The organism is Streptomyces sp. NPDC028368 (assembly GCF_055565615.1).
The window spans coordinates 60,873-79,761 of the sequence record NZ_JBVHTY010000006.1; the positions used below are offsets into that span (position 1 = coordinate 60,873).

General features: G+C 71.5%; 16 protein-coding genes. 12 read left to right on the plus strand and 4 right to left on the minus strand.

From position 1 onward, the window contains the following. Nucleotides 1–88: 88 nt before the first annotated feature. Nucleotides 89–1,285, plus strand: coding sequence for an acyl-CoA dehydrogenase family protein (locus ACZ4S3_RS15470; protein ID WP_467932770.1), 1,197 nt, complete (start codon nt 89–91; stop codon nt 1,283–1,285). 13 nt (nt 1,286–1,298) lie between these two features. Here the strand turns inward: ACZ4S3_RS15470 and ACZ4S3_RS15475 are convergent, their stop codons facing one another. The 4 genes from ACZ4S3_RS15475 to ACZ4S3_RS15490 form a co-directional block, all read right to left on the minus strand. Then, the gene (locus ACZ4S3_RS15475) at nt 1,299–1,745 is read right to left on the minus strand and encodes a cell division protein SepF (RefSeq protein ID WP_467932771.1); all 447 of its coding nucleotides are present in this window, start codon (nt 1,743–1,745) and stop codon (nt 1,299–1,301) included. A 576-nt stretch (nt 1,746–2,321) separates the two neighbouring features. After that, complete coding sequence (locus tag ACZ4S3_RS15480; RefSeq protein WP_467932775.1) at nt 2,322–3,266, minus strand: ABC transporter substrate-binding protein; 945 nt, start codon at nt 3,264–3,266, stop codon at nt 2,322–2,324. Beyond that, a complete protein-coding gene (locus ACZ4S3_RS15485; RefSeq protein WP_467932780.1) occupies nt 3,263–3,820 on the minus strand; it encodes a GNAT family N-acetyltransferase in 558 nt (185 codons plus the stop codon). The genes ACZ4S3_RS15480 and ACZ4S3_RS15485 overlap by 4 nt, the downstream gene beginning before the upstream one ends. Further along, nucleotides 3,817–4,905, minus strand: a complete 1,089-nt coding sequence (locus ACZ4S3_RS15490; protein ID WP_467932784.1) for an LLM class flavin-dependent oxidoreductase — start codon at nt 4,903–4,905, stop codon at nt 3,817–3,819. Before ACZ4S3_RS15490 ends, ACZ4S3_RS15485 begins: the two co-directional genes overlap by 4 nt. Nucleotides 4,906–5,454: 549 nt before the next feature. Between ACZ4S3_RS15490 and ACZ4S3_RS15495 the strand changes: the two genes are divergently transcribed. The 11 genes from ACZ4S3_RS15495 (at nt 5,455) to ACZ4S3_RS15545 (ending at nt 18,684) form a co-directional block, all read left to right on the plus strand. Next, nucleotides 5,455–6,315, plus strand: coding sequence for an amino acid ABC transporter permease (locus ACZ4S3_RS15495; RefSeq protein WP_467932788.1), 861 nt, complete (start codon nt 5,455–5,457; stop codon nt 6,313–6,315). Further along, the gene (locus tag ACZ4S3_RS15500) at nt 6,312–8,246 is read left to right on the plus strand and encodes an FAD/NAD(P)-binding protein (protein ID WP_467932792.1); all 1,935 of its coding nucleotides are present in this window, start codon (nt 6,312–6,314) and stop codon (nt 8,244–8,246) included. Before ACZ4S3_RS15495 ends, ACZ4S3_RS15500 begins: the two co-directional genes overlap by 4 nt. Then, nucleotides 8,230–9,120: an amino acid ABC transporter permease gene (locus tag ACZ4S3_RS15505; RefSeq protein ID WP_467932797.1), complete on the plus strand. Its 891-nt coding sequence runs from the start codon at nt 8,230–8,232 to the stop codon at nt 9,118–9,120. The genes ACZ4S3_RS15500 and ACZ4S3_RS15505 overlap by 17 nt, the downstream gene beginning before the upstream one ends. Continuing rightward, nucleotides 9,117–9,896 carry an amino acid ABC transporter ATP-binding protein gene (locus ACZ4S3_RS15510; RefSeq protein ID WP_467932801.1) on the plus strand — a complete coding sequence of 260 codons (780 nt, stop codon included), beginning with the start codon at nt 9,117–9,119 and terminating at the stop codon, nt 9,894–9,896. The genes ACZ4S3_RS15505 and ACZ4S3_RS15510 overlap by 4 nt, the downstream gene beginning before the upstream one ends. Nucleotides 9,897–9,898: 2 nt before the next feature. Then, nucleotides 9,899–10,888, plus strand: coding sequence for an ABC transporter substrate-binding protein (locus ACZ4S3_RS15515; protein WP_467932803.1), 990 nt, complete (start codon nt 9,899–9,901; stop codon nt 10,886–10,888). Nucleotides 10,889–10,917: 29 nt separating this feature from the next. Continuing rightward, nucleotides 10,918–12,039 carry an LLM class flavin-dependent oxidoreductase gene (locus ACZ4S3_RS15520; RefSeq protein ID WP_467932806.1) on the plus strand — a complete coding sequence of 374 codons (1,122 nt, stop codon included), beginning with the start codon at nt 10,918–10,920 and terminating at the stop codon, nt 12,037–12,039. Further along, nucleotides 12,039–13,385 (plus strand): NtaA/DmoA family FMN-dependent monooxygenase, encoded by a 1,347-nt coding sequence (locus ACZ4S3_RS15525; RefSeq protein ID WP_467932810.1) that lies wholly within the window; start codon nt 12,039–12,041, stop codon nt 13,383–13,385. The genes ACZ4S3_RS15520 and ACZ4S3_RS15525 overlap by 1 nt, the downstream gene beginning before the upstream one ends. After that, nucleotides 13,382–14,176 carry a DUF1684 domain-containing protein gene (locus tag ACZ4S3_RS15530; RefSeq protein ID WP_467932815.1) on the plus strand — a complete coding sequence of 265 codons (795 nt, stop codon included), beginning with the start codon at nt 13,382–13,384 and terminating at the stop codon, nt 14,174–14,176. The genes ACZ4S3_RS15525 and ACZ4S3_RS15530 overlap by 4 nt, the downstream gene beginning before the upstream one ends. A 274-nt stretch (nt 14,177–14,450) precedes the next feature. Next, nucleotides 14,451–15,356, plus strand: coding sequence for a S1 family peptidase (locus tag ACZ4S3_RS15535; RefSeq protein WP_467932821.1), 906 nt, complete (start codon nt 14,451–14,453; stop codon nt 15,354–15,356). Between the two features lie 368 nt (nt 15,357–15,724). Then, nucleotides 15,725–16,855: a slipin family protein gene (locus ACZ4S3_RS15540; protein WP_467932823.1), complete on the plus strand. Its 1,131-nt coding sequence runs from the start codon at nt 15,725–15,727 to the stop codon at nt 16,853–16,855. A 749-nt stretch (nt 16,856–17,604) separates the two neighbouring features. Further along, entirely contained in the window at nt 17,605–18,684 is a 1,080-nt protein-coding gene (locus ACZ4S3_RS15545) for a S1 family peptidase (RefSeq protein WP_467932827.1), read from the plus strand. Nucleotides 18,685–18,889: the final 205 nt, after the last annotated feature.

Consider the following 18,889-nt stretch of genomic DNA (forward strand, 5'->3'; position numbering starts at 1 on the left):
GGGTGGCGCCCGGGGCCGTACCTTCGGACCGGCAATAACTACCACTGCTAGTTTTACGCGCGAGCGCTGAACCTGCCGGAGGTCCCGCATGTCCGCAACGCCGTCCTCGAAGCTCCCGCCGTTCGACCCGGGCGACCCGCTGGGCCTCGACGATCTGCTCACCGACGAGGACCGCGCCGTCCGCGGCACCGTCCGGCAGTGGGCCGCCGACCGCGTCCTGCCGGACATCGCCGACTGGTACGAGCGCGGCGAACTCCCCGGCATCCGCGATCTCGCCCGCGAACTGGGCTCCCTCGGCGCACTCGGCATGTCCCTGACCGGCTACGGCTGCGCGGGCGCCTCCGCCGTCCAGTACGGCCTGGCCTGCCTGGAGCTGGAGGCCGCCGACTCCGGCATCCGCTCCCTGGTCTCCGTCCAGGGCTCGCTCGCCATGTACGCGATCTGGCGCTTCGGCTCCGAGGACCAGAAGCAGCAGTGGCTGCCGCGGATGGCGGCCGGCGAGGTCATCGGCTGCTTCGGCCTGACCGAGCCGGACCATGGCTCGGACCCGGCGGGCATGCGGACCTACGCCAAGAAGGACGGCGGGGACTGGGTGCTCAACGGGCGCAAGATGTGGATCACCAACGGGACGGTGGCCGGGGTCGCGGTGGTCTGGGCCCGCACCGACGACGGCATCCGCGGCTTCGTCGTACCCACCGGCACCCCGGGCTTCTCGGCTCCCGAGATCAAGCACAAGTGGTCCCTGCGTGCCTCGGTGACCAGCGAACTCGTCATGGACGACGTACGGCTGCCGGCCGACGCCGTCCTTCCCGAGGTCACCGGGCTGCGCGGGCCGCTCAGCTGTCTGAGCCACGCCCGGTACGGCATCGTCTGGGGCTCCATGGGCGCGGCACGCGCCAGCTTCGAGGCGGCGCTGGACTACGCGAAGACACGCGAACAGTTCGACCGCCCCATCGGCGGCTTCCAGCTCACCCAGGCCAAGCTCGCCGATATGGCCGTCGAGCTGCACAAGGGGATTCTGCTGGCCCATCACCTGGGACTGCGGATGGACGCGGGACGGCTGCGCCCCGAGCAGATCAGCTTCGGCAAGCTCAACAATGTGCGTGAGGCCATCGAGATCTGCCGCACCGCCCGGACGATCCTGGGCGCCAACGGGATCTCGCTGGAGTACCCCGTCATGCGGCATGCCACCAATCTCGAATCGGTGCTGACCTACGAGGGCACCGTCGAGATGCACCAGCTGGTGCTGGGCAAGGCGCTCACCGGGCTGGACGCCTTCCGGTGAGCATCCCTGCCCGCTAGCTCTGGTTGAAGAACCCGCCGTTGCGATGGCCGTCCGCCCCGCCGCTGACGACCTTGTAGTCGGGCGGGGTGAGCAGGAACACCCGGGTGGCCACACGGTCGATCGAACCGCGCAGGCCGAAGATCAGGCCCGCCGCGAAGTCCACCACGCGCTTGGCGTCGGCGGGGTCCATGGCCGTCAGGTTGACGATCACCGGGACACCCGCCCGGAAGAGCTCGCCGATGCCACGGGCGTCGCCGAAGCCCTCGGGGGCGACGGTGGCGATGCGGGTGCCCTGGTCCTGGGCGGTCCGGCCGGCCACCCGCACCCGGGGGTCGGTCACCCAGGAGTCGGCCGGCGCGGCGGACTCGGGTCCCTCGGCGTAGTCGTCGTCGTAGTAGCGCTCGTCATCGTTGTCGTCGACGAGGCCAAGCCAGGCACTCGCCTTGCGTACCGATCCCATTGACGCCTCCTCTCACCCGCGGTGGTGTTCCGTCTCTCCGTGTTCCGCCCCCTATCGTCGTCCATGATGCGGAGGGTGTGCCAAGTGGATAGCCGCCGCACGGGGGGTTCGTGACACATCTGGTGCAAAGAGGGTGGCGTGGCGTCAGTTCCCGCGCCCCGGCAAGAAACTGACAGTGCGATGGACATCACGGTCGGTACGGGCGGTGATGTCGACAAGTGGTCACGGGGCCCGGAATCCAACCTTGGGGTCGGTTCCGGCGTGGGACCAGGGCCGATGTCCCGCCGAAGGGCCGTTGACCAACGCCGGGAGCCCGCTGGTGCCCGTCGGTGACGCCGGTCCGCGGATCCGGGGCACCTTCGCACCCCGTCACAGAGGGAGGCTGTGGCGCCGGAGGGGAAGGGCGAGCAAGGGGAGAAGCGTGCGCAGGGTGAGAAAGACGTGCCGGACGTGCCGGGCGAGAAGGGGCGGCGGTGGCGGACTCCGAGGGGCGGAGCATGCCGCCCGTGGCGGTCGCTGCCGAGCGGGGCGGGGCGGGCGGACTGTGTCCATGGGCGGCCGCCCCGCCCCGTCAGGTCACCGGATCTCCGGCGGGCTGATCTGTGAGGTCCTGATCGCCGAGGGGCCGGTGCCCCACTTCTTCAGGATCCGGCCGTAACTCCCGTCCTTCTTCAGCCGGTTCACCGCGGCCTGTACGGCGGGCGCCAGCGGCGTCCCCTTCTTGAACGCGAAGCCGACGTCCAGCCGCTTGAACTCATTGAGGAACCGCAGCCCTTGCTGCTGTTTCACCGCGTAGCGCAGGCCGTTGATGGTGCTCATCACCACATCGGAGCGGCCCTGTTGCAGCGAGATCCACAGCGGGCCCTGATCGGCGTAGGTCTTCACGTCGTACGGCTTCTTGCCCGCCTCTTTGCACAGGTGCCGGCTCTCCTCCAGCGTCGCCTCGAAGGTGGTGCCCGCCCCGGTGGCGACCGTCAGCCCGCACAGCTGCCGCAGCGAGGTGACCTTCTTCAGCGGGCTGTCCTTGCGGACCGCGAAGCCCTGGCCGTCATTGATGTAGGTGACGAAATCGATGGTCCTGCGGCGCTCGTCGGTGACGCCGAAGTTGCCGGTGCCCAGGTCGTATTTGCCGCTGCCCAGGGCGGGCAGGATCGCCTCGAAGCTCGCCACCTCGCGCCGGAGCCGGAGACCGAGGACCTTGGCGACCGCGTCCGCGAAGTCGACGTCCTGGCCGGCCAGGGTCTTGCCGTCGGCCAGATAGGTGGCGCCGGGCGGGGTGCCGACGCTGGTGGCGAGGGAGAGGGTGCCGCGTTTGCGGACGTCGGCGGGGAGCAGCTTGGCGGCGGCCGGGTCCTTCTTGATGCCCGAGACGACGTCCGTGGCCGGGATCCTGGCGGCCGCCGGTCCCGCCGCGCCGTCGGCCGCCGGATCGCCCGAGCCGCAGGCGGTGAGCGCGAGGACCGCGGTGGCCAGGAGGGCGGCGGCGCGCAGCACGGTGGCGCGGGGCGTGGGTCTGGTCATGGACGCGGGTTCTCCTGATGCTCTGGGCGCTCCGGGGGCTCCGGTGGATGCTTCAGATACTTTTCGAACGGCAGCGGGCCGATGGACTCCGGGGCGGCGGTCAGGTCGAACAGGGCGCGGTAGCCCGCGGCCAGATACAGGCCCTTGGCCTCCGGCTGGCGCGGACCGGTCGTCAGATAGACGCGGGTGTAGCCGCGGTCGGCGGCCTCCCGCTCCAGGGCCTCGAGGACCTGCAGGCCCAGGCCGCGCCGGCGGTGCGCGGAGTGCGTCCAGATGCGTTTGAGCTCGGCGGTCCGTGCGTCGTAGCGGCGGTACGCGCCCCCGGCGACCGGTTCGCCGTCCACCAGGAGCAGCAGAAACGCGCCCCGCGGCGCGGTGAACTCCGCCGCCGGGTACTCCAGGGCAAGGTCGACGGGACGCTCGTAGCGGGTGCTGTATTCGTAGGTGAGTTCTTCGAGGAGGGGCCGGGCGAGCGGGTCGGTGACGGTGGTGTGCAGCACCGTCGGACCGGCCGTGGGCAAGGTCGCGGGCAGCCGCCGGGGCAAGGTGGTCACCGGGCGGCCTCCGTGGCGAGCGGTGCGGGCGGGGGAGCGGGGGCGGCGGGCCACGACAGCGGGTCGGGCAGCTCCGCGCGCAGCTGCGGCAGCACCTCGGCCGCCGTCAGCCGCAGCACCTCGGCCTTGCGGTGGAAGGGCAGTCCGGCGCTCTCCACGGAGAAGAACTGCAGGGCATGGCCGTAGGCGTAGTGCTGCTGGAGGATCTTGTCGGTGATCCGCTCCGGGGAGCCGACGAGCATCGGGCCGTGGTCGGCGGCGTCGTCCAGGGTGCGGAACGGGGTGTTGTTCCCGGGGACGTCGCGGGCGGCGACGGCCGTTTCGTAGTACGGCGCGAACTCCCGGCGGGCGGTGTGGTCGTCGGAGGCGGCGTAGAGAATGCCGCCGGAGCCGACCAGGGCGGCCGAAGGGTCGTGGCCGTAGTCCTCCCAGCGGTCGCGGTAGTGGTCGATCAGTTTGGCGTAATTGGCCACCGGCTGGATGGCGTTGGCGGCGAAGAGCGGGTCGCCCCACAGCGCGGCCAGCTCCACCGAGCGTTCGCTGGTGGCGCTGCCGTGCCAGATGGTGGGCGGCTGCTGGTAGGGGCGGGGGAGGGCGGTCACGCCGTCGAGCGGTGGCCGGAAGCGGCCGGACCAGGTGACCTTCTCCTCGCTCCACAGTCGCCGCAGCAGCTCGTAGTTCTCTTCCTGGAGCGCGTACTGGTCGGCCACATCGCGGCCGAAGAGATGCCAGGGTTCGGGGGCGTTGCCCTTGCCGATGGTCAGCTCCAGGCGGCCGCCGGAGAGCTGGTCGACGGTGGCGTAGTCCTCGGCGACCCGTACCGGATCGAGGGTGGAGAGCACCGTGACGGTGGTGAACAGCCGGATGCGATGGGTGCGGGCGGCGATCGCGCCCAGCACCGCCGGGGGCGAGCTGGACAGGAACGGCGGGCCGTGCCGTTCTCCGACACCGAAGGCATCAAACCCCAACTCCTCTGCCAGGACCGCGAGTTCGACGACCTCGCGGAGGCGTTCGGAGGGGGAAAGGAGGCGTCCGGACAGCGCGTCCGGGACGTTGTCGATCAAAGTCATGACGCCGAAGCGCATACCGCGCCCTTCTCTGAGCGGGCCGAGGGAATGGGGGCAGGGGCATGGGGGGCAGGGGCAGGGGCATGGGGGGATGGGGGATGACGGAACGCGGGGGGAGGGAATCCGGGCAGGGGGCGGTGAGGCGGGGAACTACGGGTGGGGCGAGGGGAGGTGCGCCGGACGGCGGCGCGAGGTGTGAAGGCGCGGTGACAGGAGGAGAACCGCGAAACGGCCCGGCCTCAGGGGCGGGCTTCAGGGCAGGGGGTCAGCTCAACAGGACGCGGACCACACACGACCGAAGTCGATGTGGTCGCGAGTGACCAGCCGCTGCCATGCATACATGCGGCTAAGTGGAACAGGCATCCGTTTCCGCGTCAACCGTGTGTCATCGCACCGCTCACAGTGTGGACAGCCTTGACAACCAGCCATGTTCACCCCATAGCCTCAAGGGCCGGTTCGTGCTGAGGGGCGCGATCCGTGCCGCGCGTTACGTCCTGCGTCACGCGTTCCGCCTGTGTGAAGGCGCTCAACTCCCGTGTGCGATCACTGAATCCACGGAGCCTTCGCATGTCTTCCGACACCCTCGCCGAACCGGCCCTGGCCCCGCCCGCCGGTACGGACCACCCCGTCATCCCGCGCATCGTGCCCCGCCGCCGCACCGGCCAGTGGGCCGCGGCCGCCGTCGTCCTCACCCTGTCGGCACTGGCCGCGCTGTCCGTCGTACGCAACGACGCCTTCCAGTGGGACGTCGTCGCCGACTACTTCCTGACCACCGCCGTACTGCGCGGCCTGGGCCTCACCCTGTGGCTGACCGCCCTCGTCATGACGCTGGGATTCGCGCTGGGCACCCTGCTCGCCACGATGCGGCTGTCGGCCAACCCCGTGCTGCGCGGCGTCAGCTGGGGCTATGTCTGGCTCTTCCGGTCGATGCCGATCCTGGTGCAGCTGCTGTTCTGGTTCAACATCGGGGCGCTGTACCCGACGGTCCTCGGCATCAAGACCGTCAACCTGCTCGGCCCGGTCACCATCGCCGTCATCGGCCTCACCCTGCACGAAGCCGCCTACGCCACCGAGGTCGTCCGCGGCGGCATCCTCTCCGTGGACAAGGGCCAGCTGGAGGCCGCCCAGTCGCTGGGGCTCGGCTCCTGGCGGCGGCTGCGCCGCATCGTCCTCCCGCAGGCGATGCGCTCGATCGTGCCGCCGGCCGGCAACATGCTGATCGGCACCCTCAAGGGCACCTCCATCGTGAGCGTCATCGCCGTCCAAGACCTGCTCTACTCCGTTCAGCTGGTCTACCACCGCACCTACCAGGTCATCCCGCTGCTGCTGGTCGCCACCCTCTGGTACATCGCCGTCACCTCGGTGCTCAGCGTCGGTCAGCACTACCTCGAGCGGCACTACGCCCGCGGGACGGCCGGTGCCCGATGACGCCCGCCGCGCGCCCGTCCGTGGTGATCGTGGGCGCCGGGCCGCGGGGCACCGGACTGCTCGAGCGGATCGCCGCCAACGCCCCCGAGCTGTACCGCGACGGGCCCCTTGACCTGCACCTCGTCGATCCCTACCCGCCCGGCGGCGGCCGCATCTGGCGCGCGGATCAGTCGTCGCTGCTGTGGATGAACTCCACCGCGCAGGACGTCACCATGTTCACCGACGAGAGCGTGGAGCAGGCCGGCCCGGTACGGCCGGGCCCCTCGTTCGCCGAGTGGGCCGACGCGGTACGGGCCGGCGAGATCCCGGTCGCGCCCGGCCTCACCGGCGCCCTCGCCGCGCTCGGACCGCACGACTTCCCCGGCCGGCGGCTGCAGAGCGCGTATCTGAGCTGGGTGTACGAGCGGTCGGTGGCCGCGCTGCCGCCGGGCATCGCGGTCCACGAGCACCGCCGCAAGGCCCTGCGGGTCACCGGGCCGCGCGACGGCCGTCAGGAGGTGTGGCTCCAGGGGCGCCCGACGCCGCTCGCCGCCGATCTGGTGGTGCTGGCCCTGGGCCACCTGGACTCTCAACTCTCACCGGAGCAACGGGAGCTGAGTGCCTTCGCCGCCCGGCACGGGCTGACCCATCTGCCGCCCGCCTTCACCGCCGACGCCGATCTGAGCGCGCTGCGCCCCGGCGAGCCGGTCATCGTGCGCGGCTTCGGGCTGGCCTTCGTCGATCTGATGGTGCTGCTGACCGAGGGGCGCGGCGGTACGTACACCACCGCCGCCGACGGCGAACTGACCTACCGGCCCTCGGGACGCGAGCCCGTCCTGCACGTCGGCTCGCGGCGCGGAGTGCCCTACCACTCCAAAATCGGCTACGAGCCGGCGGGGGAACGGCCGCCGGTGCCCCGCTTCTTCGGGCCGGAGCAGGTCGACGCGCTGCTCGCCCGCCCCGGACCGGGATCCCCCCGCTCGAGCGGAGCCGAGAGCGGGGCACTGGACTTCCGGCGCGACGTCTGGCCGCTGATCGACAAGGAGCTGGGCTTCGCCCACTACCACCGGCTGTTCACCGCCCACCGCGAGCGCACCCGGATGAACTGGCCGGACTTCGAGGAGAAGTACACCGCCGCCGACCCCGGCAGCGCCGCACTCCAGGCCCTGGTGAGCGCCGCGGTCCCGGACCCCGCCGACCGCCTCGACCTGGACGCCCTGGACCATCCGCTGGCCGGCGTGCGCTACCCCGACGGCGAGGCCCTGCAAGAAGGGCTGCGCGGCTACATCGAGGCCGACCTCGCCCGCCGCCACGACCCCGGGCACAGCCCCGACCTGGCGGTCTTCCTCGCGCTGCTGTCGGTCTACGGCCAGCTGGTACGGATCGGCGACCGCGGCCCCTGGTGGCACGGCTTCTTCAGCTATCTCGCCTCCGGGCCGCCGGGGCCGCGGCTGCGGCAGCTGCTCGCGCTCTCCCGGGCCGGGGTGGTCCGCTTCCTCGGCGCGGACACCACCGTCACCGCCGATGAGCGGCGCGGCGTGTTCCGCGCGCGGAGCGCCAGTGTGCCGGGGGAGTCGGTCGAGGCCGCTGCGCTGGTCGAGGCGCGGCTGCCGGAGCCGACCGTCGAGCACACCCGCGACGCCCTGCTGCGTGCCCTGCACGCCGACGGCGCGGCCGCGACCACCGCCGGGCTGCTGGCCGTCGCGCCCGGCGACGCCCGGATCCTGGACCGGTCCGGCCGCCCGCACCCGCGCCGCTTCGCCCTCGGCCCGCACACCGACGCCCGCTCCGCCGGCGCCTTCGCCCGCCCCCGTACCAACGCCCCCGCCTTCCGGCAGAACGACGCCACCGCGCGGGCCCTGCTCACCTTCCTGCGGGAGGAGGCCACCGTGCCGGCCCCCGTCCCCGTTCCCGCACGCACCCTCGAGGACTCCCATGTCGCTGATCAGTGATCCCCCCGTCGAACGAGCCGCGGCCGGACCGCCGGAGCGGGCCGACCCCGCGGCCCTCGAGGTCGTCCCCGTACGCCACCCCTGGCGCTGGGCCGCGATCGCGGTGACAGCGGTGCTGATCGCCCAGTTCGTCCACGGTCTGGTCACCAACCCGGCCTGGGAATGGGAGGTCTTCGCCCAGTTCTTCACCGCCGAGACGGTGCTCAAGGCGGTCTGGATCACCCTTCAGCTGACCGTCTACGGCACCGCCCTGGGCTTCGCGCTGGGCATCGTGTTGGCCTTTATGCGACTGTCCGCCAGCCCCTTCCTGCGCTGGGTCGCCTTCGGCTACATCTGGGCCTTCCGCTCCATCCCCCTCATCGTCCAGCTGCTGTTCTGGTTCAACCTCGCCTACCTCTACAAGCGCCTGGACTTCGGCATCCCCTTCGGCCCCGGCTTCTTCCACTTCGACACCATGGGGCTGGTCGGCGCGATGGGCGCGGCGGTGCTCGGCCTCGCGCTCCACCAGGCCGCCTACGCCGCCGAGATCGTGCGCGGCGGGGTGCTCGCCGTGGACGGCGGACAGCTGGAGGCGGCCGCCGCCCTCGGCATCCCCCGCCTGCGGCAGCTGCGCCGCATCGTCCTCCCGCAGGCGATGCGCTCGATCCTGCCGAACGCCACCAACGAGGTCATCTCCCTCTTCAAGGGCACCTCCATCGTCTCCGTGATGGCGATCGGCGAGCTCTTCTACCAGGTCCAGGTCATCTACGGACGCAACGGCCGGGTCGTGCCCCTGCTGATGGTGGCCACCGCCTGGTACATCCTCCTGACCACCGTGCTCTCCGTCCTCCAGCACTACGTGGAACGCCACTTCGCCAAGGGAGCCACCCGATGAGCACGACCACAGCCACCGACGTGATGGTCGAGATCCGCTCCGTCCACAAGAGCTTCGGTTCGCTCGAGGTGCTCAAAGGGGTGGACCTCGAGGTCCGTACGGGCGAGGTCACGGTCGTCCTCGGCCCGTCCGGCTCCGGCAAGTCCACCCTGCTGCGCGCCATCAACCACCTGGAGAAGGTCGACAGCGGCACGGTGAGCGTGGCCGGCGCGCTGGTGGGCTACAAGCGGTCCGGCGACAAGCTCTACGAGCTGCGCGAACGCGAGATCCTCAAGCAGCGCACCGATATCGGCTTCGTCTTCCAGAACTTCCACCTCTTCCCGCATCTGACCGTCCTGGAGAACATCACCGAGGCGCCGCTCTCCGCGCTCCGCCGCCCGAAGAAGGATGTCCTCGAGACCGCGGTGACGCTGCTGAAGAGGGTCGGGCTCGCCGACAAGGCGGACGCCTACCCCCGCCGGCTCTCCGGCGGCCAGCAGCAGCGGGTCGCCATCGCCCGCGCGCTCGCCCTGGAACCCAAGCTGCTGCTCTTCGACGAGCCGACCTCGGCGCTCGACCCGGAGCTGGTCGGCGAAGTCCTCGATGTCATCAAGGACCTGGCACATCACGGCACCACCATGATCGTCGTCACCCACGAGATCGGCTTCGCCCGCGAGGTGGCCGACACCGTCGTCTTCATGGACGGCGGACGGATCATCGAGCAGGGCCCGCCCGGCGAGGTGCTCGACAACCCGCGCCATGAGCGCACCAAGTCCTTTCTCTCCAAGGTCCTTTGAACATGAGGAGTCCCGCGTTGAACCGCCGCCGCACCCTGTCCGCCGCCCTCGCGCTCGCCGCCGGTACCGCAGTGCTCACCGCCTGCGGAAGCGGTGATGTGGCGGGCGAGAGCGTCGCCGCCCCGGGGAACAAGGGCCCCAGGATCAATATCGGCCCCGACCAGCACCGTATCCACGGGACCAAGGACGCGAAGATCGCCGCTCTGGTGCCCCGGCGGGTACGCGAGAGCGGCGCCCTGCACATCGGCGTGGACGCCACGGGCACGCCGCCACTGGTCTTCCACGCCACCGACGACAAGACCCTCATCGGCGTCGAGACCGACCTCGCCACGCTCGTCGCCGACACCCTCGGCCTCAAGCCCCGCTTCGAGCCGCTGTCCTGGGAGAACCTCTTCGTCGGCCTGGACAGCGGCAAGCTCGATGCCGTCTTCTCCAACGTCACCGTCACCGAGGAGCGCAAGGAGAAGTACGACTTCGCCACCTACCGCCTCGACCAGCTGGCGATGGAGGCGAAGAAGGGCAGCGGATGGAAGGTCCGCGGCGCCCGGGATGTCGCGGGCAAGACCATCGCCGTCGGCACCGGCACCAACCAGGAGAAGATCCTGCTCGACTGGAGCAAGGAGAACGAGAAGGCCGGCCGCAAGCCGGTCGACATCAAGTACTACCAGAAGAACTCCGACACCTACCTCGCGCTCCAGTCGGGCCGTATCGACGGCTACTTCGGCCCGAACCCGTCCGCCGCGTACCACGTGAACACCGCGGGCCAGACCGAGATCGTGGGGACCTTCTCCGGCGGCGGCACCTCCGTCCAGGGCAAGATCGCCGCCACCACGAAGAAGGACAGCGGGCTGGTCAAGGCCTATGCCGCGGCCCTCCGGAAGGTCATCGACAACGGCCGCTACGGCAAGGTGCTGGCGCGCTGGGGCCTGAGCCAGGAGGCCCTGAAGACCTCGCAGATCAACCCGCCCGGCCTGCCCAAGACGGCGAACTGACCGCCCGGACCGGAAAGGAAGGACGTCCCATGTCCCTCTCGTCATCGTCGTCGTCGCCGTCGTCACCGGGCCCGCTCCCGCTCGCCGTCGCGCTGGACGCCCCACGGCCCGGCGGCCCGGCCGCCCATGACGCCGCGCACCACGACGCCGCGTACTACGACGCCGCGTACTACGTGGCCCTCGCCCGGCTCGCCGAGAGCGGCGGCCTCGACTTCGTCACCCTCGGCGACGACTTCGCGGGACCCGGACTCGACGCGCTCGCCGTACTGGCCCGCGTCGCGCCCGCGACCGAACACATCGGCCTGGTCCCGGCCGTGACCACCACCCACACCGAGCCGTTCCACCTCTCCACCGCCGTCGCCACCCTGGACTGGGTCAGCCGCGGCCGGGCCGGCTGGGCCGTCGGGGTCTCCACCACCGAGGCGGCGGCGGCGCTCGTCGGCCGCCGGGAGGCCGCGCCGCCCGCCGACGTCTGGCGGGAGGCCGGCGAGGTCGCCGATGTCGCCGCCCGGCTGTGGGACAGCTGGGAGGACGGCGCCGAGATCCGCGACCGGGCCACCGGCCGCTTCATCGACCGGGACAAGCTCCACCACGTCGACTTCACCGGCACCTCCTTCTCCGTCCGCGGCCCCTCCATCGTCCCCAGGCCACCGCAGGGCCGGGCCGTCATCGTCGTCGATGCGACCGGCGCCGGCGAGGGATCCGGCGAGGGATCCGGCGGGACGGACGCCGCCGACGAGGCCGTACGGGAGGTGGCCGCGGCGCACGCCGATGTCGCCCTCATACGGGCCGAGGACCCGGGAACCGCCGGCCTGGCCCGCATCGAACTCCACGAGCGGGCCCGCGCACACGGCCGCGACCCCGGCCATCTGATCGTGCTCGCCTCACTGCCGGTCGAGCTGGAATCCCCGGGCGACGCCGCCGGGCTCGCCGACCTGATCGCCGACTGGCACGCCGCCGGCGCCGCCGACGGCTTCCACCTGCGGCCCGCCGACCCCGCCCGCGACCTCGCCCTGCTCGTCGACGGCACCGTCCCGCTGCTCCGGCACCGCGGCCTGCTGCGCCCCGGCTACCGTGGCGCCACGCTCCGCGACCACCTCGGCCTGACACGCCCCGCCAGCCGCTACGCCCCCGCCCGAGAGGCCACGTGATGAGCCCAGCCCGCAGCGGACCACACTCCCCGGCCCGCAAACAGATCCATCTGGCCGCCCACTTCCCCGGCGTCAACAACACCACCGTCTGGGCGGATGACCATTCCAAGAGCCAAATAGCCTTCTCCTCCTTCGAACACCTCGCCCGTACCGCCGAGCGCGGCCTGTTCGACTTCTTCTTCCTCGCCGAGGGACTGCGGGTACGCGAACACAAGGGCCGTGTCCACGACCTCGATGTGGTCGGCAGACCCGAGTCGATCACCGTGCTCAACGCGCTGGCGGCGGTCACCGAGCGGCTGGGCCTGGCCGCCACCGTCAGCGCCACCTTCAACGAGCCCTACGAACTCGCCCGCCGCCTCGCCTCCCTCGACCACCTCAGCGGCGGCCGGGCGGCCTGGAACGTCGTCACCACCTCGGACGCGTTCACCGGCGAGAACTTCCGCCGTGGCGGCTACCTCGACCGCGCCGACCGCTACACCCGCGCCGCCGAATTCCTCTCCGTCGCACGGCAGTTGTGGGATTCATGGACCGACGGCGCGCCGCGGCCCCGGCCGCTGGACCACCGCGGCGCGCACTTCACCGTCCGCGGTGAATTCCCCCTCCCGCGCAGCCCGCAAGGCCACCCCGTCGTCATCCAGGCAGGGGACTCGCCCGAGGGCCGGGAGTTCGCCGCCTCCGCCGCCGACGTGATCTTCACCAGGCACAGCGGCCTGGAGGCCGGCCGTGCCTTCTACGCCGACGTCAAGGGCCGCCTCGCGGGATACGGCCGGCGGCCCGCCGACCTCAAGATCATGCCGGGCGTCACCTTCGTCCTCGGCGACACCGCGGCCGAGGCCCAGGAACGCGCCGCCGAGATCCGCCGGCAACAGGTCTCACCGCAGAACGCGCTGCTCGCACTGGAGCAGATCTGGGGCATCGACCTCTCCTCGTACGACCCCGACGGGCCGCTGCCCGGCATCGACCCGGACCCCGGCAGCGAACTGGCGCAGGGCCGGGTCAAGATCGCCGACCCCAAGGCGATCGCCGACAGGTGGCGGGCGCTGTCGCGCGCCAAGGGCCTGTCCATCCGGGAGACCGTCATCGAGACCACCGGGCGCCAGTCGTTCATCGGGACGCCCCAGGCCGTCGCCGAGGAGATGGACACCTTCGTCCAGACCGACGCGGCCGACGGATTCATCCTCGTACCGCATCTGACCCCGGGCGGCCTCGACGACTTCGTCGACCGGGTCGTGCCGCTCCTCCAGGAGCGCGGCGTCCACCGCACGGAATACCACGGCCACACGCTGCGCTCCCACTTGAGGCTGCCGGATCCGGCACGCCCGGCAGGGGAGGACGGACCGTCATGAGTACCACGCACCCGCACGCACTCCAGGAGTGGCAGGACTGGCGCGAGCGGCGCCTCGCGGCGGTCTCCGAGCCGTACGGCCCGCCGGCCCTGACCGGCACGCACTGGCTGTCCGACCATCCGGACGGCCGGATCGAGGGACTGCCGGGCATCTGGGCCGCGGACGGCGACGAGGTCGTCCTGCGGGCCGTGGACGGCGACCGGCTCACCGTGGACGGCAGGCCCGCGACCGGGGAGATACGCCTCGGCCCGGATCCCGCGCCGGACGCCACCCGCGTCGCACAGGGCGAGCGGCATCTGCAGCTGCTGCGCCGCGAGGGCCTGTGGGCGGTACGCGACTTCGACCCCGGCTCCGCCAACCGCCGCGACTTCGCCGGCATCGAGACCTACGACCACGACGAGCGCTGGATACGCCCCGGCCTGTTCCGTCCGTACGGCGAGCGGCGCAGCGTCCAGGTGCCCAACGCCGACGGCACCCGGCGCGGCCTCGGCCTGGCCGGTGAACTGGCCTTCACCCTGGACGGCGACGAGCACACCCTCCAGGTGGCCCTCGAGGGCGACGGCTCCCTGTGGGCGGTGCTCGCCGACGCCACCAGCGGCACCGACAGCTACCGCTTCCGCTTCCTGCGGCCGCCCGCGCCCGCCGCGGACGGCACCGTCACCGTCGACCTCAACCGCACGCTGCTGCCGCCCTGCGCCTTCGCCGACCACTTCCTGTGCCCCTTCCCGCCGCCCGGCAACACCCTCCCCTTCGCGCTGCGGGCCGGCGAGCGGAACCGCCGCTCGCGCTGATCCGTCCCATCGCCGACCGAGGGGGTCAACCCACCGCCCCGGCAGCCCAACCAGGCTGCCGGGGCGGTGTGTTGACCACGCCGGCGCCGCCGCCCGCCCACCTGACGGAATTCCCGAGGCCCTCTTGCGCCGCGGGGGCGGTGCGCCGGACACTCCGGACCAGCGCTTGTCAGGGGCACGCTGAAACATCACTGTGCGGATTCCCGCGTGCCCTTCGGCTGCGCCTCACCGGGCCGCCCACAGGCGGCCCATCCATCCCCCTCGGAGGAATCACGTGAGGAACGAGCGCACTACCCCCCGCAGCGGCGTAGCGAGACGCACCCGGCTGATCGCCGTGGCATCCGGACTGGTCGCCGTCGGCGCCATCGCCGTACCGGCCGCCAACGCCCAGGACCCCGCCCCCGCAAAGACGTTCAGCGCCGCCCAGCTCTCCGCCGCCGGCAGCGCCGTACGCGCCGCCGATGTCGCGGGCACCGCCTGGTCGGTCGACCCGAAGACCCACACCCTGGTCGTCACCGCGGACCGCACCGTCTCCCGGGCCGAGGTCGCCCGCATCGAGCGGGCCGTGGGCAGCAACACCGGTGCGCTGCGCATCGAGCGCATCTCCGGCACCCTGCGCAAGTTCATCTCCGGCGGCGACGCCATCTACGCACCCGGCTGGCGCTGCTCGCTCGGCTTCAACGTCCGCAGCGGCAGCACGTATTACTTCCTGACGGCCGGACACTGCACCGACGGCAATCCGCCCTGGTACACCAACTCCTCGAACTCCACGAGCATCGGGCCGACGACCGGCTCCAGCTTCCCCGGCAACGACTACGGCATCGTGAAGTACACCTCCTCGGTCGCGCACGCCGGAACGGTCGGCAGCCAGGACATCACCAGCGCCGGCACCCCGACCGTCGGCCAGTCGGTCACCCGCCGCGGCTCCACCACCGGCATCCACAGCGGCAAGGTCACCGGCCTGAACGCCACCGTCAACTACGGCAGCGGCGACATCGTCTCCGGACTCATCAAGACCACCGTCTGCGCCGAGCCCGGCGACAGCGGCGGCCCCCTGTACTCCGGGACCAAGGCCCTGGGCCTCACCTCCGGCGGCAGCGGCGACTGCACCTCCGGCGGGACGACGTACTTCCAGCCCGTGACGGAGGCGCTCAGCGCGTACGGCGTGAGCGTGTACTGACACCGGCCGGACCACTGCCCGGCCGAGTTTCACCGGCCTGCTGAGGCGTGACGAGGGCCCCCGTCCGGACGCGGACGGGGGCCCGACCGAGCTCCTGGCTCCCTGCCTGGTTCCTTGCCTGGTTCCTTGCCCGGTTCCCCGCCTGGTTCCTGTCCGGACCCCTGTCCGGATCCTGTCCGAACCGGCGCCCGTGATCGTCACCTGGCGGCCCGGCCGTCCCCGCTCAGGGTCCCTGCCCGGGGCCTCCGTCTGCGGCCCCTGCTCGGCCGTCCTCGAACCCCGAAGCCGGGCATACCATGATAAAGAGGCGCCATTCGGTCCATGGATCGGTATGGCGATCGGCTTACGGCGGAGGTCAGGGGGCCGTGATGGTCGCAGAGCTGGTGACGGCCGGAGTGGCGGTGGGATGCGCCGGCGTGGTGTACCTCATGGCCGCGGCGCGTGTGGTCAAGCAGTACGAGCGGGGCGTGGTGCTGCGGCTGGGGCGGCTGGTCTCCCAGGTGCGGCAGCCGGGATTCACCATGATCGTTCCGGGCGTCGACCGGATGCGTAAGGTCAACATGCAGATCATCACGATGCCGGTGCCCGCCCAGGAGGGCATCACCCGCGACAACGTCACGGTCCGGGTCGACGCGGTGGTCTACTTCAAGGTCGTCGACGCCGCCGACGCGGTCATCCGGGTCGAGGACTACCGCTTCGCGGTCTCGCAGATGGCACAGACCTCACTGCGGTCGATCATCGGCAAGAGTGAACTGGACGATCTGCTCTCGAACCGGGAGAAGCTCAACCAGGGGCTGGAACTGATGATGGACAGCCCGGCCATCGGCTGGGGAGTGACCGTCGACCGGGTGGAGATCAAGGACGTCTCCCTGCCGGAGACGATGAAGCGGTCGATGGCCCGCCAGGCCGAGGCGACCCGCGACCGCCGCGCCCGGGTGATCAACGCCGATGCCGAGCTGCAGGCCTCGAAGAAGCTGGCCGAGGCGGCCGCGGCGATGTCCGACCAGCCCGCGGCGCTGCAACTGCGACTGCTGCAGACGGTGGTGGCGGTCGCCGCCGAGAAGAACTCCACCCTCGTCCTGCCGTTCCCGGTGGAGCTGCTGCGCTTCCTGGAGCGCTCCGGCCTCCAGGCCCAGGCGCAGACCGCACAGGCCGAGGCGGAGACGGAGCGGGAGCGCACGCGACGCCCGGCCACGGCCGAGACGTCACGGGTGGCTGTCGACGGCATGGAGGGTGTGGCCGGCGTAGAGGGTGTGGGCGGTGTGGAGGCTATCGACGGAATCAAGGACGCCGACGCCGACGCCGTCAAGGACGCCGACGCCGTCAAGGACATCGACGCCGTCAAGGACATCGACGCCGTCGAGGGGCTTGAGGGTGTCGCCGACGTCGGGCCCGTCGGGGACGTCGAGCAGGGCGCGCTGCCGGCGGAACTGGACGCTCTCCCCGACCTCCCCAGGGCGGACGCCCTCCCCGCAGACCCGAGCGCCGAACGCCCGTAGCCCCGAGCGCCGCGTAGCACCCGGCGGCCGGGCATTCTGACCACGGGCACCCGAGCGGCCCGCCCGCGCGCGCGACCCCGAGCAGCCTGTACGCCCCGAGCGGCCCGAACGGCGTGCACCGCCCAGGCCACCCACACCACCCACACCACCTGCACCACCTGCACCAAGTGATCGCCGTATCCGCCCGCTCCATCGGGCGGGTACGGCGATCGCTGCTGCCCGTAACAGGCCGCCGCCCGCAACTGATCGCCCGTACTCGGTCGCCCCACACCCCATGCCCACAACCAACGCCAGCGGCCCCCCCCCGCGCCCCCGCCCCACCACCGATCACCCCACCACCGATCACCCCGCAACCAATCTCCGTAGCCAATCCTCGTAACCAATCTCCGTAGCCAATCCCTGCCACGAGCAACGCTTTCCGGACAGGCGCAGTCCGCACCTACCGCTCGCCGGCGACCGCGTCGCGTACTCGCCGCTGTCCGTACTCAGGATCGACGTCCGCGGATATCGGCGTGACCGTCGTGTGATGAAACGGTGAACTCCCGTATGTAAGGCCGGGACTCGGTCTTGTGCACGAGCGAGAGGGGTGGGAATACTCGGCTCCGCACGTTGGCATGGACGCGACTCCCCGGAGCGCTGCTACCCAGTGCTGCTACGCCGGACGGAACGTTTGTGTCCCGATTCCTCACACTCTCGGGCCCGCACATCTCCCCACGGAACGGGCCCATCCCCCCACGGGAGGCATTGAGTTGAAGCACCGACGCATACCCAACCGGCGCGCCGTCCTGGCAGGCGCGGGAGCGCTGGCCCTCGCCGCCACCGCCACCGTCACCCTGGCCAACGCCAACGCGACCCCCGCCCCCGCCGCCGTCACCCCCACGGTGGCCAAGCTGACCTCCACCGCGGCGACCACCCTGGCATCCCAGCTCAAGACCGGCACGGCCGGTGCGTACTACGACGCCCAGGCCAAGAAGCTCGTGGTCAACGTCGTGAACGAGGCGGCGGCCAAGACCGTCCGGGCGAAGGGGGCGGAGGCGAGACTCGTCAAGCACACGCTCGCACAGCTCGACGCGGCCCGGCAGACGCTGAAGTCGAAGGCGACCATCCCGGGCACCGCCTGGGGCGTCGACCCGGTCAGCAACAAGGTCGTGGTGACCGCCGACCGTACGGTCAAGGGCGCCCAGCTGGACCGGCTCACCAAGGTCACCAAGGGTCTCGGTGACAAGGTCCAACTCCGCCACAGCAAGGGCGAGTTCAAACCCTTCATCGGTGGCGGCGACGCGATCTGGGGCAGCAGTGCCCGCTGCTCGCTCGGCTTCAATGTCGTCAAGGACGGCCAGCCGTACTTCCTGACCGCCGGCCACTGCGGCAACGCCGTCAAGAGCTGGTCCGACCAGCAGGGCGGCTCGGAGATCGCGACCACCGAGGACTCCAAGTTCCCCGGCGACGACTACTCCATCGCCAAGTACACGGGTGGCACCCCGCACCCGAGCGAGGTCGACCTCTACAACGGCAGCACCCAGAAGATCACCAAGGCCGCGGACGCCACGGTCGGTGAGAAGGTGCAGCGCAGCGGCAGTACCACCCAGGTGCACGACGGCACCGTCAAGGCGCTCAACGCCAGCGTCAACTACCAGGAAGGCACGGTCGACGGTCTGATCCAGACCGACGTCTGCGCCGAGCCCGGTGACAGCGGCGGCGCCCTCTTCGACGGCGAGTCCGCCCTGGGCCTCACCTCCGGTGGCAGCGGCGACTGCTCCGGCGGCGGCGAGACCTTCTTCCAGCCGGTCCCGGAGGCCCTGCAGGCCGAGGGTGCAGAGATCGGCTGACCTGCACGGGCGGATCGGCCGACCTGACCTGCTGCACGGGCGGATCGGTCGACCTGTGCCGGACGGAAGTGGTGCCGGCCCCGGACGCGCTCGGCGTCCGGGGCCGGTGCCGTGCACCCGGGTGCCTGGCTCGTTTCGTGTGCCTCGCTCGCTTCGGGTGCCGTGCACCTGGGTGCCGCGCTTGCTTCGGGTGCCGCGCTCGCTT